Source organism: Flagellimonas sp. L-11 (assembly GCF_056857735.1).
This window is the reverse complement of the sequence record NZ_JBSXNR010000047.1, coordinates 84,517-102,153: the sequence shown is the minus strand read 5'-3', so window position 1 is coordinate 102,153 and position 17,637 is coordinate 84,517. Positions and strand designations below refer to the sequence as shown.

Annotated in this window: 13 protein-coding genes; 4 read left to right on the top strand and 9 right to left on the bottom strand. The window is 40.4% G+C overall.

Annotated elements, in window-relative coordinates:
• The first annotated feature begins 131 nt into the window (after positions 1-131).
• Genes mbpA through AC13CC_RS07560 form a run of 3 tightly spaced genes read left to right on the top strand, consistent with a single transcriptional unit; the run spans position 132 to position 1,793 of the window.
• Positions 132-461, top strand: a complete 330-nt coding sequence (gene mbpA, locus AC13CC_RS07570; protein WP_482876069.1) for a mobilization protein MbpA — start codon at positions 132-134, stop codon at positions 459-461.
• A gap of 5 nt (positions 462-466) precedes the next feature.
• Positions 467-1,327 (top strand): relaxase/mobilization nuclease domain-containing protein, encoded by an 861-nt coding sequence (locus AC13CC_RS07565; RefSeq protein ID WP_474995837.1) that lies wholly within the window; start codon positions 467-469, stop codon positions 1,325-1,327.
• Positions 1,328-1,337: 10 nt separating this feature from the next.
• On the top strand, positions 1,338-1,793 hold the full coding sequence (locus AC13CC_RS07560; RefSeq protein WP_116216542.1) for a DUF6730 family protein: 456 nt from the start codon (positions 1,338-1,340) through the stop codon (positions 1,791-1,793).
• A gap of 115 nt (positions 1,794-1,908) precedes the next feature.
• On the opposite strand, the gene AC13CC_RS07555 is transcribed toward AC13CC_RS07560, so the two are convergent.
• From AC13CC_RS07555 to AC13CC_RS07535, 5 genes are all read right to left on the bottom strand, one after another.
• Entirely contained in the window at positions 1,909-3,126 is a 1,218-nt protein-coding gene (locus AC13CC_RS07555) for a site-specific integrase (protein ID WP_090292201.1), read from the bottom strand.
• 649 nt (positions 3,127-3,775) lie between these two features.
• Entirely contained in the window at positions 3,776-5,983 is a 2,208-nt protein-coding gene (locus AC13CC_RS07550; RefSeq protein WP_482876064.1) for an Ig-like domain-containing protein, read from the bottom strand.
• Positions 5,984-6,209: 226 nt separating this feature from the next.
• Positions 6,210-6,806, bottom strand: coding sequence for an RluA family pseudouridine synthase (locus tag AC13CC_RS07545; protein WP_482876063.1), 597 nt, complete (start codon positions 6,804-6,806; stop codon positions 6,210-6,212).
• Positions 6,807-7,135: 329 nt separating this feature from the next.
• The gene (locus AC13CC_RS07540; protein ID WP_326280339.1) at positions 7,136-7,519 is read right to left on the bottom strand and encodes a VOC family protein; all 384 of its coding nucleotides are present in this window, start codon (positions 7,517-7,519) and stop codon (positions 7,136-7,138) included.
• Between the two features lie 7 nt (positions 7,520-7,526).
• On the bottom strand, positions 7,527-7,970 hold the full coding sequence (locus tag AC13CC_RS07535; RefSeq protein ID WP_482876061.1) for an SgcJ/EcaC family oxidoreductase: 444 nt from the start codon (positions 7,968-7,970) through the stop codon (positions 7,527-7,529).
• 285 nt (positions 7,971-8,255) lie between these two features.
• Between AC13CC_RS07535 and AC13CC_RS07530 the strand changes: the two genes are divergently transcribed.
• On the top strand, positions 8,256-8,966 hold the full coding sequence (locus tag AC13CC_RS07530) for an SDR family oxidoreductase (protein WP_326280335.1): 711 nt from the start codon (positions 8,256-8,258) through the stop codon (positions 8,964-8,966).
• A 1-nt stretch (position 8,967) separates the two neighbouring features.
• On the opposite strand, the gene AC13CC_RS07525 is transcribed toward AC13CC_RS07530, so the two are convergent.
• From AC13CC_RS07525 to AC13CC_RS07510, 4 genes are all read right to left on the bottom strand, one after another.
• A complete protein-coding gene (locus AC13CC_RS07525) occupies positions 8,968-11,700 on the bottom strand; it encodes a PD-(D/E)XK nuclease family protein (RefSeq protein ID WP_482876059.1) in 2,733 nt (910 codons plus the stop codon).
• A 62-nt stretch (positions 11,701-11,762) separates the two neighbouring features.
• Entirely contained in the window at positions 11,763-13,121 is a 1,359-nt protein-coding gene (locus AC13CC_RS07520) for an OmpA family protein (RefSeq protein ID WP_326280330.1), read from the bottom strand.
• A 123-nt stretch (positions 13,122-13,244) separates the two neighbouring features.
• Entirely contained in the window at positions 13,245-14,438 is a 1,194-nt protein-coding gene (gene kbl / locus AC13CC_RS07515) for a glycine C-acetyltransferase (RefSeq protein WP_482876057.1), read from the bottom strand.
• Positions 14,439-14,447: 9 nt separating this feature from the next.
• Positions 14,448-17,576 (bottom strand): UvrD-helicase domain-containing protein, encoded by a 3,129-nt coding sequence (locus AC13CC_RS07510; protein ID WP_482876056.1) that lies wholly within the window; start codon positions 17,574-17,576, stop codon positions 14,448-14,450.
• Between the last annotated feature and the right edge of the window lie 61 nt (positions 17,577-17,637).

Sequence of the window (17,637 nt, the reverse complement as noted above, 5' to 3'; positions counted from 1 at the left end):
GCCCGAACAGTAGGAATATGTCCTCTCTCTATGAAGGTTTCAAGGATATGAACGAATGGAAGGTAAAAAGCGCGAAGGATGAAGTTCGGAAACGAATTCAAGATGTGTCATTGTCATGACAAATCTTGCTTTTGCTCCCGAAGGTCGCAAAAGATGATGTGAAAATGAAGAAAGAGTTCGTCCAGTTCCGGTGCTCGGTCTACGAGAAGAAACTGCTGAAGGTCAAGGCCCGAAAGAGCGGTCTTTCAATCAGTGAATACTGCCGCCGTGCTGCCTTCGAAGACCGTATCGTGGAGCGCATGACGGACGAACAGATAGAGGCCTATAAGCTATTGGTCAAATACCAACGGAACTTCAAGCTGATCACCAATATGTTCCGCAAGCGGAACCCCAGATTGGCAGAAGAAACGGCCCAGCTGGCCAAAGAGATACGACAACACCTTTTAAATTTCAAGAAATGATAGGCATGGGAAAGTCCATATCGCACACTTCGGCCTCCATGAGCTACGGGATGAACCAGGAGAAAGGATCGGAGATCATCCACAGCCAATATCTGGCAGGGGAGACCCCACGGGAGATCACCGAGGAGTTCAAGGTCATCCAAGAGCAGAACGAACTGTGCCGGAAGAACACGCTCAGCTTTGTGCTCAGTCCCACCATCGAGGACGGCAGGAAACTGCAAAGGGAACAGCTCAAGGAAATGACCGAGCGGTTCCTCAAGGAAATGAACCTCAAACAGCACCAGGCCGTTGCCTTTGTCCATAGGGACAAGGAACATGTGCACGTCCATCTGTACGCCAACCGGATAAACTTTCAGGGCAAGGCCTACAATGACAGTTTTATTGGAAAGCGGAGCCAACAAGTGGCGGAACGGGTGGCCAAACAGATGGATCTGACCACGGTAAGGGAAGTACAGCAGGAAAAACTGTACCGGATGCAACATGTCCGATCGGAAATACAGAAGATCCATGAAAAGGTCATGGCGAGGGACCGGCCAAGGGATTTTGACCAGTATATCAAATCCATGGAGCAGAACAATGTAAGGGTCATCCCGAGCATCAATAGGCAGAACAGGCTACAGGGTTTCCGTTTTGAGTACAAGGGAACCAACCTAAAGGGAAGCGAGGTGCACCGGTCCATGTCCATGGGCAGGATCGCACGTCAAATGAACTTTGAAAGGAACATGGCACAACGAATCGCCAAGGACAAGAGCATGCAGCTTTTGGGTAGGACAGTCAATGTCCCAACGAGTTTGACCCAGACCATCATAAAGAAAACCATCAAATTGGCCATCAAGGTGGTCAGGGACACTGGAATAGGAATCTAAACACAACAACATGGCAAAACTGGACGAGATAGCGGAACTGTTGACCGAAGAGATCAACGGATTTGAAAAGAGTATCGGCCGATTGGAAAAGGTTCATGAGGATTTCAAAAACCTTCCATTAAGGCCAGATACCAGCGAATTAAATGCTCTTCTAAAAGAGTATGGCAACAAACAAAAAAACGACATTAAGGAACAACAAAGACTGATGGAAAGGATTCTTCATAAAGTAGAGCGGTCCGTTCTCTTGCCCAGTTGGGCCATAAAACTTACTTGGGGGTTGTTGGTCACGGTCCTTTTGGTCCTTGGTTTTTCAATCTACAAGGTGTCAAGGATATCCAAGAAAGAACAGGTTGCATATGTAGAAGGTCAAGATGATGCAATTGAACACTACAGGACATTCTTTGAAGAAAGCCCAGAGGCAAAGGAACTATATCAAAAATGGCTGGAGGATAATGGCCAAAAGTAGGACAGCGCCCTATCCTATTTTTGTTCAACGCTTATCTTCCCAAACGCTACAAAAATAGGCCAGGATCCATGCGCTGAAGTTGTGAGTAAGGATTTGGGACTAGGAAGGGTTAAGGCTACAGTTTAACCAATTTCTGATTATAATTGTCTAGTATATTATTCGGCAGGGACTTCAGATATATTTGAGTAGTTGATAGTCGATTATGGCCAAGCATGGAAGAAATAGCTTGTAAGGGAACGTCCTGCAGCATAGCTTGGGTTGCAAAACTATGACGAGATACATATGAGGTCAACCGCTGCTCTATCTTGCATTTTTTTGCAATTTCTTTAAGCCCTTTATTATATCTCTTTCGTGCCCATAAGACGTCTTTATATTGAAGTTCAAATGTGGCTCTTTTAATGATTGGAAATATAAATTCAGACCTCTCTTTATCCTTAAGATAAAACGAGAGGATTTCCTTTAACTGAGGCGTGATGTTAATATCATAAGGCTTTGACGTTTTTTTTCTTTGGAATTTAATTCGGTTGTCAATGATATTTTGAACCCTTAAAAAAGCCAAGTCCATAAAGGAAATACCATAAAGCATATAAGAGGCAAGGAAGTAATTTCTATAGTGAAACAGACTATCCGTTTCTTCCAGTTTTAAAAGCATAATTGATTTGATGCTTTTAATGTCAAGCGCTCTTTTTTCTGTAGGAGTAGTTTTAATCTTATAATGTGTAAAAGGATAAGCATCTCTAGAAACAACATCAGACTTAATGGCCTTGTTAAAGACCGCTTTGATTGTTCTCATATACGTCGATAGGCTGTTAACAGAATTACCTTTGGAAAAGTGCCAGTTCTCAAATCTTTTGAGAAAATCATAATTGATTTCGTTGAATTTGATATCATTTCCATCAGCGAATTTCTCCAATACCTTAATTACCGCGTAGTATGTGTTTGCATTACCATAACGTTCAGCTGCTTTTAACTCATCGACAATATCCTCGCTAAACTTAAAAAATGAATCCAATGATGCGGTTTTTACAATCTTCTTCTTAAGCTGCAAAATGGATAAAAAGTTAAGCTCGTCCTTTTCGTTCAGGTCATTAATTATGTCGACCGCTCTGGTCTTTTCTTTTAAGAGTTGATTATTTAGTTTACTAACTGATGAAGTTCCTTTGAATGCTCTTTTAACTTTCTCGTTTTTATTATCCCAAAATTCCTTTTTTATTGATTGACCTAAGCTTATGGAAGTTGTTTTTCGAAAATGGGTTAATCGTAAAATAATAGGATAGGAGTCATCTTTTTTCTTCCTACGCGTATCTAAAGAAAGTTTTATATTGGTATTCATCCTAATCAAAGGTAAAAAAAATTTGCACGCAATTTGCACGCAAATGGGTGATTTTATTTGAAATTAAATGAATACGAAATTATATAAAATACTGAAAAACAATTTATTATATATTTATTTGTATTGGATTGATATGGTAATCCTCTTGCTGGCAGGCAAGAGGTCACCGGTTCGAATCCGGTATTCTCCACCAGTTTTTACAAGGCTTCAAGAGTTTTTGACTTTTGAAGCTTTTTTTATTTGCACGCAAATCTGGTTTTAAATTAACCATGGTATTATTTGATACAAATCGCCCTATTTCAATACCTTTTAATCTTTTGTAGAATAATCTTTTGAAAAAGGATCACATCTATTACATGCGTTAGCTTCAATATTATATTTAGGAATCTAAGTCCCATAAAAGGTGAATTAACGAAACAAATAAAAGAGATCACAATTGGGGCCGAATGACAACAGAATTTTTGAAATAGAAAAGCGGTTCAAAAAAAAGGCTGCTTTATAATACTTTAAAATAATTCTTTAATTAAACAATCATTAAGTCTGCATGCCATTTGAGGATAATAAGATTTGGGTGAATAAAGAACACACGTTCTTTATTTCCTTGTTGTCAGTAATTTTGACCCGTCTCTAAGGAGTAGGAAATCAATGCTTACTGAAATAGAAAATCTCTGCTTGGGGTATTAAAGTCACCAGTCCTAGACTTGAATACTAATTGATACCAATCCGTAGCTTCAAAAATATTGCTTTGGTTCTTTACTACCCCTTCAATATATTGTTCATAGGAAGAAATTGAACCATAGGAAATCAGTTCTACCTTCTCCACTTTAATATTACCACTCTGATGGACTGATTTTACAGGATGAGAAATACTTACGGGCAATTCCGGGACAATAACCGTACTCATTTCCTGACTGCTAAATGTAATGTTCCAAACATAGGTCAGATTATCGAAATCCACGCATTCTACTCTACCAACTACATGATCGGTTCCCTGTACAGAGAGGTTGATCTGGTTATTGGAAATGGCATAGTCTAACGAAACATCCGGTATCGTGTAAGTAGCCAAGGGACTTCCTTTACGCTCAGTATAATAATTTCCAAATTGAAGGGCATGCCTATATGAATAGAATGTTGAATTCAGGAGATAATCCATAGGGGAATCCAAAATCCCTACCCGGTTCCAAACAAACATCTCGTGATACTTGTTGGACACATCATCCTCCTGTGATAGAGCCCCGGCTATACGCAAAATCGAGTTTGTGCTAGCTAATGGATTTGGCGAGTTAACCACGAGTTGCTTGCTCTCAAGGTTGTCACTACGCAAATTGGCCTTGTCCAAAACATAACCCGGAGCTGGAGGATTAGGTATTAAAACATTTTCGTAAGTGAATAGATCGAATAAATATATCTGGTCAAAAGAATCAAAATTTAGGGGATTCTCTGCAGTTGAAAAATTTAGAAAGCCTTGGGCTGTGTCAAGATAAGCTGTATAACTCGCTGGTGAATCGTCCATCGATTGAAAAAAGCTATATGAGGTACCACTTTCACCTATTAGCACATCGTTGGAAAGGAAATTGACGATAGGCACCTGAGTGCCTGTACCAGTTCCTTCTCTTCTAACCGGTTCTGATAAGTTAAGCACCCCTGGATTACCCCTTGTCAGATTTTGATGCGTTGTTATACTTGCCATACCGCCGTTGTCCTTCAAAAAGAAGGAAACCATAAACTCGGTGGACATGTCGAAAGATTCCGCTACACTTAATGTAATTTGACGGTCCTCTGGGTTAACTTCTTCCCAGACAACGACCGACCCGTCCATGCGGGAAACGAATATAACCGCAGCTGTAATGTATGGGCTGATACGATTTTCGGGAATATTAACTTCAATAAGCCTGCGGTGGATGTTAGCCCCTAATGTTATAGAGGATGTATTTCCCATCCCGTCAATCGCGATGATTTCAAAAGTCCCGTCCCCAACCACAAAACCTTCGGGGTCAAATTCATAATTGATTGGTATTTCGGAATCCACAACGATAAGAGTCTCGTTATTGAACTTAATTTCCGTTGAAACCACTCCAGAATAGTCATCTGTTACTGTCGGATTCAATTGTAAAATTTCATCGATTATAACTCCATCCGTCAGGTTTTCGAATGAAACCTCCGGCCCTGAATTATCTGTTATAAAATTAACTTCGAAGGTAGCTGTATTGCCGGCAACATCATTGGCCTCTATCTTAAGTGTGTTTGGACCTTCCGGCAAAATTGAAGTATCAATGTTTGATTCGTACGGACCTTCAACTTCAATTTGTGTATGTAGTTCGCCATTAAGATAGAACATTATGGATTCCAACTCTTCATTATCCAAAACCAAAAACGAAAATGGATTCGTGCTGCCGGTCAAAACTGTATCAGAAACCAAAGAAACATCACTGATTACGGGTATTTCATTGTCCACATTGATTATCTGCTCTTTCGAAGCAATGTTACCTGCCTTATCTGTCGCAACAATTTTCAAGGTATAATTCTTATATTTTCCTGCAAGGGATTTTGATTCGTATTGTGAAACATCAATGGTAATGGAAAAAGGAGCAGATGTATCCTCACCTACTTTTTCATTGTTGAAAAAGGCTTCGATTTTACTTATGCCGTTAGCATCCTGAGCTGATATTGTAATTTCTATTTTATCACTTACTACAAAGGGAGAGCCTTCTGTAATATTGGGAAAACCTTCGAATGTAAGGTCTATGGTAGGAGGTGTACTATCATTTTCCAGTGAATCAATATCTTCGCCATTGGAGGAACAGGCAATAAATACAATAGAAATTATGAGCATCAGTGCTCTCAAATAATTAGCCATAAGCAGTAAGGTTTGGGTGTCTAGAAATTCACTTAAATTTTAGGTGTAAAATCCGACTGCCTTCCAAACACGCAAAATGAGTCAGTTTAAATGTACGAAAAATCGGATATAACTTAAACAATAATGAAGGCTTTCGGAAAGGCCACTGGTTTTCCCGATAGTTATCGGCACGTTATTCTCTAAAAAAAGAAAAGCACCTCACAAGCGGGGTGCTTTTTTATTTGGCTTAGCTGAATATCCTCCCAAACTTCTCAGGAATCTCATCTTTAATATAGATGTTTTGTTGGGTAAACGGATGCCTAAACTCCAACGAATAAGCATGTAAATACAGACCTCTGCCCTTCAAAATTAAGTCTTCTAATGTGTATTCTTTAGGATGTCCCAAACCGAACAAATGCTTGCGTAATTGGTGTCTTCTGCCCGTTTTGGGATGCAATTGCACCAAATTAAGGATACCGAACCGTTCCGAGGGTACGGATTTGATTACTTTATAATCTGATTCTGACGGTTTCCCGTCTATTTCTGATGTTATGGTTCCGCTGCTTTTCATTTTACCAATGGCAACGGCATAATAGATTTTTGCAATGGTTTTTTCCTCGAACATTTTGTTCAAGGCTCGGATGCTGCCGCTCGTTTTCCCGACCAAAACAATACCCGTAGTTGCATAATCCAAACGGTGGACGGGTTGCGGTGTGGTAACATCCGATAGTGTACTGGGCTTAAGATTTTGCGGTAAGGTATTGGCTATGGTCATAAACTTATTGCCACTCACTTCAATGCCCGCAGGTTTGTGAATGACAGCTAAATAGTCATCTTCAAACAATACAGTAAGCGGAATAATGAGCTGTTTCTTTGGGTTGGTCTCTTTTGGAATGGATAAACTGATGTGCTCCCCTCCGGTAATTAAAGTAGCCGTCGTGGCAATGCTGTCATTTACGGTAATATACTTTTTCTTTATGGCTTTTTTAAGCGCTGATTTTGTAGCTACAGCCTCAAAAATACCTACGCCATATTCCTGTAACCGTTGGGGATTGATAATATTGGGGACGGTATGGGTTTGGGTGTGATTGATGTATTGTGTGGCTTTTGGTGACGGTCAAGTATAGGCACTTCACTTTCGGTTTGCCGATATTGATGTTAGCGGATCGTTTTTTATTCAGATTGTTTGATTTCTCTTTTTTGCAGGTTGAATACAGTTCCTGCCGGGTCTTGAATCCAATGCATATTTTCTGGAAGCTCTTCGAGTTCGTCACATGTTCCCACACCGTTTAATTTCAAATAGTTTGTCGCTACTTCTACATCGGGAACCGTAAGCTGTAACCAAGTTTCTGAATGTGTGTAGTTGTCCACACAGTCCAACCATATTATATTGTTTCCGAATTTTACTTTGTGTGTTTTTGAAACGGTTGGATTATCAATGGGTATTTCTTCGACTTTCAACTTTAGAATGTCCCTGTAAAAAGTAACGCTTTTCTCATATTTACTTTTGGGAATCTTTATCGCAATATTAATTCCTGCTTCAAATTCTGCTTTCATGCTTATTTTATTTTTCGGATACTGCACTTAACTCTTTTGTTAGCTCTTCTACCTTTTCTGGTTTGCCGTGAAATTGTGCTGGTGTGTTTTGAAAAAGCTCAATTCTCCAAACGTTATTCTGCTTTATTGCTGTTATGGTTTGGATAGCATTAGCTGCTGGATTAATTTCTTCTTGTCCGGGAGGTCTCATACCAACAATGGCTCGAAGGATAGCAATTTCTGAGTTCAAAAAACGGACTTCTTTAACCTTCCAAATATAATCTGCGGTTTGATGGTGCTCAAATATTTTCTCAATTTCAGCTTTTATTTCTTTTTTACCATTGTATTGACTCCCGTCAAACCCTATAGATATTCCATTGTCAGTAAAGCATGATGCCATTTTGGTTGCATCTTGCTTATTCCAAGCGATTAGTAAATCAGCATGTAGTTTTTCTAATTCTGCTTTATCCATTTTCTTTTCATTTAAAGCTTCTTTGAATATTTATATTCCCTTTTGTCCAAGTCGTCATAGCTATAAAAGGACTAACCGTGTTAATTAAAGGTCACGGTAACTGTGCTGGATATCAGGAATCTTCTCCACTATCTGTTTGGATGCATCATAAATGTAGCATTTTTTGTAGGAAAACTACATAATTGGTCTTTTCTGGTTTCTCCCTTCAAACATTAACCATCCTTTAGGATGGATTTTTTGTATTTGGCACTTGCTTTTTTGAACTTTACTTCAAAACAAATCAACATGAAACTAGAAGGAAAAGTAGCATACATCACAGGAGGAACCAAAGGGATAGGATACGGTATTGCCGAATGCTTGTTGGAGCAGGGCATGAAGGTGGCCATTAGCGGTAGAAGCCAAAAGAGTGCCGACGCTGCCGTAAAAAGCTTGAACAATCCAGATAAAGTATTGGGTTTGGTATCCGATGTGGCCAAGTTGGATGATGAGAAAAAGGCCGTAGCGGCGATACTCGACAAATGGGGACAATTGGACGTAGTCATGGCCAATGCAGGTGTAGGGCATTTTGCCCCTATTGATGAAATGGAGGACGAAAAATGGCATCAAATGATCGATACCAACCTAAACGGGGTTTACCATACACTAAAAGCATCCGTCGAGGCCTTGAAAAAATCCGAAGGCTATTACATGACCTTGGCCAGTTTGGCGGGAACCAACTTTTTCCCCACCGCAGCGGGCTACAACGCCACAAAATTTGGAGTGGTCGGTTTTACACAGGCTGCCATGCTGGATTTGAGAAGGTACAACATTAAGGTAACCACGATTATGCCCGGTTCCGTGGCCAGCCACTTTAACGACAACGAACCATCGGAAAAAGATGCTTGGAAAATTCAGCCCGAGGACATTGGTAAATTGGTCATCGATTTGCTTACCATGCATCCACGTACCTTGCCAAGTAAAATTGAAGTACGCCCTACACGACCCGATTTAAAATAATTCAGTCGATTTTTTCCATGAGGGGAACTGTGGCATCACAAATTTCCCCAATCAATAGGTGCAGGTAATTTTCAAAGGTGGCCAGTGTATCGGCATTTATCAGGGTGTTCTTGTCCTCTGAAAACGGGAACAATCCTTGGCTCAAATTTTTAAATGAGATGATTCCCGCCTGTACGTCACTTATACCGTGTTTTTTGGAATATAGGTAGGCATAACAGAGCAATTGGAACGCCTTGCTCTTGTCATAATCGGTAATAAGGGCTTCCCAATCCGTTATTTTTACGTTTTTGGGTTCTACCCTGCCCGTTTTATAATCAATGATTCTAGTGGTTCCATCGAACTCATCCACACGGTCCAAAGTCCCTTTTAATTTGATGGGGAAGTCTAGCCCTGGAATGGTAATAAATTCTTCGTAGCGTTCTTCCAGCGCTAAAATTTTGATTTGGTGCCGTTTTACCTGCTTTAGTTCATCGTCCAAGAAATTGTGCAGGTATTTTATGATGACATTATACACCAACAGGAATTTGCCTTTGGATACATCAACGCCAGAAAGATTTTTTTCAAAATGATGCTTAACCACACCGGCAACCTGTGTTTTTAGGCCTTTTACGTTTTCTTCCGTCAACAACTCATTGACAAGGGGGGTGTAGAGTTGCTCCAAACTATCGTGAATGATGGTTCCGAAAGTGTTGGTCGCAATATTTTCTTCCACTTCTTCCAAGTCATTGATTTTTAAAATATTCCGAGTGTAAAAATCAATAGGGTTTCTAATGTAATTGGTCAAAGATGTGGGCGAAAAACCGTTTTGGGCAAAAACCTTTAAATCTTCCATAAACTGAATGCCCTTTTCAATTTGTATGGGCGGTTTCGACTCAATGGAAATTTTGGGCGAAGCAATGGTATGGGTAATGTTTGATTTTAGATTTTCGTCCGTTAACAACTGTGTTATCAATCGGCTTTTTTCCCCGCCTTCCAGCACATCGGGCTCCGTGTTGTAGGTAATGTATATGTTTTTCGCTCGTTGAATCAATCGGTAAAAATGGTACACGTAGATGGCATCCTTTTCTTTGTAGGTGGGTAGGCCATAATCCCTTTTTACATCAAAGGGAATAAATGAATTGTTCGATTTTCCTGATGGTAATATGCCCTCGTTTACCGAAGTTATGATCACTGTTTCAAAATCGAGGTTTCTGCTCTCCAACATTCCCATAATTTGAAAGCCGGTCAATGGCTGGCCTATAAAATCCAAGGTTTCCATATTGGCCAATTGTTTGAAGAGGTTTTTGATGGATTTGAGTTTGCCCATAAAATCCACTTTGTCCAAATATTGACCCAATTGATTGAATAGCGCATAGAATCGATACAGGTATTCAAGTTCCAAGGGGTTTTTCTCGTCTTGATAGATGGTTTTTAATCGCTTGATGAGAAGCAAACAGTTGTTTATCCATTCCATAGGGGAGATTTCTGCCGACGGAAATATGATGGATAATAAATCTTGTGCTTTTGGATATTTTGATAGTATCTCTGCGTTAATGTAGAGCAAGTTACCTTCTTTAATGTCTTTGGGCATTCGCTGTGCAAAATTCCCTTGATCTTCCGAAGATAGTACCAAAGCGTAGGGATTGGAGATAAATTCCAACACACGTTTAAAAAACCATCCTCGCTCGGAAACGTTGAGGTGCAACTCTAAATAATTCACAAAAAAGGAATATAACACCGTTTTGTTCAAAGGCATCCCCATGGTAATGTTCACTTCAGGGACGTTGTTGGGAATGGCATTGAGCATAGGATTGAGCAAAGTTTCGTCAGCAAGTACCAAAGCGGTTTTTGTAAGGTCAATATCTTGTTGTTGCCCCATGGACTCCAATAATTGGCCCACATATTTGGTTTGGGATATACTTTTGGGCACTCCAGTGATGGTGATATTCTTTTTTGTTAGAAAATTGTTCTGCGGCTCAATTTTGTGTCCGTGTTTGTAATAGGGCCAGTTGTATTGATAGTCTCTTACAAACAATCCCGCATCGTGAATGGGGTCGTTTAGAAAGTAAGCATCAATATCCCAATATATATGCGAATTTTCTTGCTCCAAGTAATGTTGAATAATGGTGGATTCTGCTGCATTGAGTGCATTGAAACCAATAAATATGATGGGGCCGGCATCAGTTTTTCGGTGGTTACCATTTTGAATTGCTTTCACCGCTTCACGTTGGATCATTCCTTGGTAGCCTCTTTTTTGTACGAGCAAAGCAACATAAAAATCATAGTAGATGGTTTCTAGGTTCTTCCAGAGTTGCAGATAATTCTCGACCAGTTCTGATTTCTCTTTGCTCGCGGACCAATGATTGATTTCCTTGATGGCAGATAAGTAGTTCAGAATGTCTTCGGCCGGTATTAGATAACCATCAATTTCGTTGAAATCCTGTAAAAGTGTTTGTCCCCAATTAATGAAGGAGGCAAAGTCATCCGATTCGTCAATTTGCGATTTTTTGTAGACTTTAAACAGGAGGAGCAACAAATCAATGTTTGATGCTTGGTTCAAACCAGATAGGTTGCCGATGAATTCTTGAATGGACAATACTTGTGGACTGAATATGTTTTTTTTCAGCCTGTTGGAAATGTGTTTTTTTAAAAATGTACCCGATCTTTTGCTGGGAAGCACATAGGTACACTGGGTTATATCCAGTTGTTTGTTGTGGAGGTCGTCCAGCACATATTTTAGGAAATTATCATGCATTGACTAAAAATAAAAAAGGCCCCGCATTTGCGGAGCCTTTTTCAAGAAAACTTTGTTTCTTATTATTTTACCAAGTTGATTTCAACTCGTCTGTTTTGTGCTCTACCAGCTCTTGTGTTGTTGGTGGCAATTGGCTTAGCTTCACCGTAACCGATAGCAGATAGTCTACTTGAATCGATTCCTTTGTCGATCAAGAAATCTCTAACAGAGTTAGCTCTTTCTTCAGAAAGTTTTTGGTTCAAGCTTTCACTACCTACACTGTCAGTATGTCCTTCAACAGTAAACTTAGCGTTAGGATACTCGTTCAAGATTTGGATGATGTCAACCATTACAGAAGTAGATTCTGCTTTGATGGAAGATTTACCAGTATCGAACAAGATAGTTCTAGCGTAATCGTTCAATTGCTTCTGAACTTCTTCAGTTACTTCTGGGCAACCGTTGTTAGCAACAGTACCGGCAATTTCTGGACATTGATCGTCTTTGTCAAGAACACCATCACCGTCAGAATCTGGCCAAGGGCATCCGTCGTTTTCAGCAGGGCCTGCTTCGTTAGGACACTCGTCGTCTTTGTCGGCAACACCGTCACCGTCAGCATCAGGACAACCAGCCAGTGCAGGAAGACCAGGAGTGCTAGGACAAGCGTCGTCTTTATCGGCAACACCATCACCATCACTATCAGGGCATCCGTTCATTTCTTTTGAACCTGCTTCGTTAGGACAAGCATCTTTAGCATCTTCGATACCATCGCCGTCAGCATCAGGACATCCGTTGAATGCTTCTAAACCAGCAACTTCTGGACAAGCATCGTCTTTGTCGTAGATGCCATCACCGTCAGTGTCTGTACCACCAAACTTGATGCTGATACCTGCCATGTGCTGGAAATGCTTAACCAAGTAATCTTCAAAAGCATGCTTGTACTGAGTTTGAAGTGTAAAACCTAGGTTGTCTGAAAACCAAAAGTTAACACCTACACCACCATTAACGGTTCCAGCTCCGATTTCATCAACCCAAGTGTAACCACCTCCTATTTCTACGAAAGGATCAATAGTAGTGTTTTTAAGAATGTTGTATTTAATCGTACCATCTATAGCATAGTGAGACAAATCGTCAACTTCGAAGTCTCCTAATTTTTCGATTCTATTCAAAGAACCTCTTGCTCCTACAGAGAAACCATCTCCAATATACTTGGAAACAGAAACATAAGAAACAGATGGTAAAATGTTCCAATGATCGGAAACATTAAAGTACTCATCAAATAAAGTAGTACTGGAAAAAGGATTGTCACTATCGTTAGTAGGATAAGCGTCTATTGCATTTACCCCTATGCTAACTTGCCAGGGATTATTTTCGTCTTGCGCTTGTATGCTGTTGATCCCTACAAATACAAGAGCAACAACCAATAATTTGCTAAGATGTTTCATGCTCAAAATTTTAAGTTTAAGTGTTTATCAGCAGCAAATGTAAGTTGTTAAGACTTATTAACAAAATCTAAATTTCTTTTTTTTTGACTCATTTGCCAGAAGATTTGTTGCATTTCGACGAATTTAGATGACATTTAACGATTTTCCTACCTTTATAAATGCATTAATCGCATGGTCCAAGTGCTCTTTTTCGTGGGCTGCTGAGAGCTGTACACGAATTCTCGCTTTGCCTTTAGGAACTACGGGATAAAAGAAACCAATCACGTAAATTCCTTCTTCCAAGAGCATATCGGCCATATTTTGTGATAATTTGGCATCGTACAACATTACCGGTACTATGGCAGAATCACCGTCAATAATATCAAAGCCTGCATCTTTTATTCCTTTTTTAAAGTATTCTGTATTGCTTTGTAGCTTATCCCGCAAAGAAGTATCCTTGTCCAACATCTCAAATACCTTAATGGATGCTCCAACAATAGCGGGTGCCAAGGAATTGGAGAACAAATAAGGTCTGGAACGCTGACGGAGCATTTCAATAATTTCCTTTTTTCCGGTGGTATAACCGCCCATGGCCCCGCCCAAAGCTTTACCGAGTGTACCTGTAATAATGTCGATTCGGTCCATGACGCCTTTTTCTTCCAGGGTACCGCGGCCTGTTTCCCCAATAAAGCCCGTAGCGTGACATTCATCTATCATGACCATGGCATCATATTTATCTGCCAAATCACATATTTTGTCCAGAGGGGAGAGCAGTCCGTCCATGGAAAACACTCCGTCGGTTACTATAATTTTAAAGCGTGCTCCATCGGCAATGCTTTGTTTGAGTTTTTCCTCAAGGTCGGCCATGTCGTTGTTCGTGTAGCGATATCGCTTTGCTTTGCACAAACGAACACCGTCAATAATGGATGCGTGGTTCAATGAATCTGAGATAATGGCATCCTCTGCTGTGAGCAAGGGTTCAAATACGCCACCGTTGGCATCAAAAGCGGCTGCATATAATATGGTATCCTCGGTACCGTAGAAATTGGCGATTTTCTGTTCCAATTCTTTATGGATGTCCTGCGTTCCGCAAATAAAACGTACCGAAGACATTCCAAAACCGTGGGTATCCATCGTATCCTTTGCGGCTTGGATCACACCCGGATGGGAGGAAAGTCCCAAATAGTTGTTGGCACAAAAATTAATGACTTCTTTCCCTGTGGAGATTTTTATGACCGCTCCTTGTGACGAGGTAATAATTCGTTCTTTTTTAAATAGGCCAGCTTCTTCAATCTCCTTCAATTCCTTGGCCAAATGTTCTTTTATTTTTCCGTACATATCTTTGATTTAACTTTTTACAAAAATAGGGTCTATTTCTTGGTCAATATAAACAATGATGGATTGTTTGATTTCAAAATCCATTGCTTTTAAAATATCGGCATAATTTGCGATTTGCTCCTTGTGCTTTTGTGATGGTTTACCTGTCTTATAATCTATGATGGTCGCTTGGTTCCCATCAATTGTAATTCTGTCGGGCCGAAGGGAATGTCCATCAGTGGTCAAGATTTCCTGCTCGTTCAATATGTGAAGGTTGTCCAAGAACAAGTCTTTCAACTTCGGATGATTTACAACAGCCATAATTTTTTGTTTGATGTCGCTCGTGGCCTCTTTGGGAAAATGCCCCTCAATTTCCAATCGTTCCAAAACCGAATCAACATCGTTTACAGTTTCAATCTGGCTCAACGCAAAGTGGATTACATTCCCCATTTCAATGGCTTCCATGCGTTCATCGTCCCACAAACGGCCCGATTTGGTGGAAATCGTAAACCCCGCATCTTCTTTGGGGCGGGTAACGTAGGAGATATATTTTTCGTTGGATTCCAAAGGTGAACTTGCTATTTCTTTTGATGGAAAAGTTCCAATGGTATAAACCCCGTTCTGGTTTTCAGGTATGTTCTTTTGTTGAACAAATAACTGAAAAAGGTCGGCGTAGGAAGAAGTAGACTCAACAGAAGCAACTTCTTTACCTGCTTCTGTAATCACAAACAACCCTTTAACAGGTCGGGTAAGTGCCACGTAGAGTACGTTCATGGAATCCAACAAGGTTTTTTGCTCTTCGTCCAGGTATTTTTGCTGGGCCACCTCATTGTACTCCAACATATCTTTATTGTTGTTTATGAGGAATTCATCCAACCCTAAAGTTTTATCAGCACTAGTGGCTGGCACCCAAGCTTTCTTTTTCTTACGTTTATCGTCCAGAATTGCATTGGCAAACGGAAAAATCACAAATGGGAATTCAAGACCTTTGGCCTTGTGGATGGTCATAATTTTTACGGCATCCACACCATCGGGAGCCGCAATGGAGAGGGATTCTTTTTTTACTTCCCAATAATTAAGGAAAGCATATACGCTGGGCCCTTCCCTTTTTTCTAAATCGAGCACTTCGTCCATTAAAAAGGAAATATGCGCAACGGAACCTTTATAAAGCTCAAACTGTACAATGGCGGTTTCCAAAATGGTGAGCACAGGTTCTCCCCTTAATTCAATTATATTGAAACTGTATGCACTGGTCAAGAAGGTTTCAATATTTTCCAAGTGTTTGGAAATGAAGTCGTGCTTGCCGTTTTCATTGGGTGACAGATACATTAATATAAGGTAGGCCGCTTCTCGGTCTTTTACATTTTCAAAAATCCTAAGGATGGAAATTAAAAAAGTGACCTTTTCGTTTTTGCTCAACAGTAACGCATCCGAAGAAATAATGGGAATGTTGTACTGCGCCAAGAAATCTGCCAGCAACATTCCTTTTTTATTATCCCGAACCAAAACGCAGATATCGGCATAGGCATGGTTTTCCGAAATGATGTGCTGGATGTGCTTAAGCGTTTCCGAGCAATACACCTCGTTCTTATCCTCCACATCTTTATCCAAAAAGGACATTTGGATGTAGCCTCCTGGCTTGTCGTTCGTTTTTTGATGGGAGTCGTTTAAGAATAGGTTCCGATAATCTTCATTGTTGAGCACAGGCGCCACTTCGGTAAAAAAACTATTGTTGAAGCTCACGATTTCGTCATAACTCCTCCAATTGGTGTCCAACGAATGAATACTGTGTTCCACTACAAATGGGTGCGATTTTCCATTGATCAGGTCGAGGAACTGCTCCGCCCTGCCGCCACGCCAGCGGTAAATGGCCTGTTTTACATCGCCTACCAAAAAAAGGGAACCACGTTCATGCTTTTCGTCCTCGCTTTCCAAGGCGTTGCCAATGAGGGGCACCAAGTTTTCCCATTGCATTTTGGAGGTGTCCTGAAACTCATCTATAAAATAATGACGGTATTTTTCGCCCATCCGTTCATATATAAAAGGTACAGGCTGATTCTTGATTTCTTTGGAGAGGATGGCATTCAGGGAAGAAATAGGAACAATATCCCTGTCCAACTCAATATTCTTGATTTCCTTGGCGATTTCGTTCAATACCGTCATTGGCACAATGTTGCCATAAATGTTTTGCAGATAACGATGCCGATAAATGAATTGTTTTATTGCGAGATAGTGTTCCAAAATGGTTGCGGCCAAATGGGTAACGTCCCTTTTGTCGCTGGATTTGAGCAATTTACCTTCCACTAGATTGGGTTCCAAGGTTTTGGCAGCATATAGTTTCTTGGGGTCGAGTTCTCCGTCAACCATTTTTTTAAAATGATTGGGCAAGGTTTTATATGGAAAATCCGCAAAATCAAACCCTTGATTTTCCATTTCTTGAAGTACGGTTTGAGCCAGGTGCTTTACCTTTTCTTGAATAGTTTTGCTCTCGGAAGCGATTCGTTTTTGAATGTCCTGAAAATCCCCAATTGATTTTTCACGTAACGGCTCCACATGTTCCGCATGGTTTTCCTGAAAAAGGAGTTTCCCGATTTCCACCAAATCGTAGGCGATGTTCCAACTTTTGTCATCATCAATTTTTTCGAGTGAAAAGGCAATCAAGACTTCGGTAAGTTTTTCATCGTTTCCGGCTCGTTCCAACAATCTTCCCACGGCTTCTTCCAATAGTAAATCAGTATTGAGCTCTACCTCAAAATTTTGGGACAGGTGCAGATCGCGGGCAAATGTTTTTATAATCTTATGGTTGAATTTGTCTATGGTAGAAATCTCAAAAAAGGAATAATTGTGCAGAATCCGTTTTAGAATGAGTTGGGATCGTTGCCGCAATTGTTCCTCAGATAAATTAAGTTCATCACAAAGTGATCGGAAAAGATCCTTTTGCTTTTCGGGCACCGAAACCTGACCAAAGGCGTAAAGATTGTCCAAGATTCTGGTTTTCATCTCGTCCACCGCTTTGTTGGTAAAGGTAATGGCCAAAATCTGGCGAAATTTTACGGCAGCATCGTTGGACAGCAATAATGTAAGGTATGTTTTTGCCAGGGCATAGGTCTTGCCCGAACCTGCAGATGCGCTATATATTTTAAAATTAGACCCCTCCAAGGATGTTTTTCCTGCAAAATAAGGATTCCTTACCTGATGTTAACATGCTTTTAGCGGAATA

What these genes read in the sequence shown, in the direction of transcription:
- AC13CC_RS07550 (WP_482876064.1), bottom strand. Translation starts at nt 5,983, where the DNA reads ATGGCTAATTATTTGAGAGCACTGATGCTCATAATTTCTATTGTATTT.
- AC13CC_RS07520 (WP_326280330.1), bottom strand. Translation starts at nt 13,121, where the DNA reads ATGAAACATCTTAGCAAATTATTGGTTGTTGCTCTTGTATTTGTAGGG.
- AC13CC_RS07555 (WP_090292201.1), bottom strand. Translation starts at nt 3,126, where the DNA reads ATGAATACCAATATAAAACTTTCTTTAGATACGCGTAGGAAGAAAAAA.
- kbl (WP_482876057.1), bottom strand. Translation starts at nt 14,438, where the DNA reads ATGTACGGAAAAATAAAAGAACATTTGGCCAAGGAATTGAAGGAGATT.
- AC13CC_RS07540 (WP_326280339.1), bottom strand. Translation starts at nt 7,519, where the DNA reads ATGAAAGCAGAATTTGAAGCAGGAATTAATATTGCGATAAAGATTCCC.
- AC13CC_RS07565 (WP_474995837.1), top strand. Translation starts at nt 467, where the DNA reads ATGGGAAAGTCCATATCGCACACTTCGGCCTCCATGAGCTACGGGATG.
- AC13CC_RS07525 (WP_482876059.1), bottom strand. Translation starts at nt 11,700, where the DNA reads ATGCATGATAATTTCCTAAAATATGTGCTGGACGACCTCCACAACAAA.
- AC13CC_RS07560 (WP_116216542.1), top strand. Translation starts at nt 1,338, where the DNA reads ATGGCAAAACTGGACGAGATAGCGGAACTGTTGACCGAAGAGATCAAC.
- AC13CC_RS07530 (WP_326280335.1), top strand. Translation starts at nt 8,256, where the DNA reads ATGAAACTAGAAGGAAAAGTAGCATACATCACAGGAGGAACCAAAGGG.
- AC13CC_RS07535 (WP_482876061.1), bottom strand. Translation starts at nt 7,970, where the DNA reads ATGGATAAAGCAGAATTAGAAAAACTACATGCTGATTTACTAATCGCT.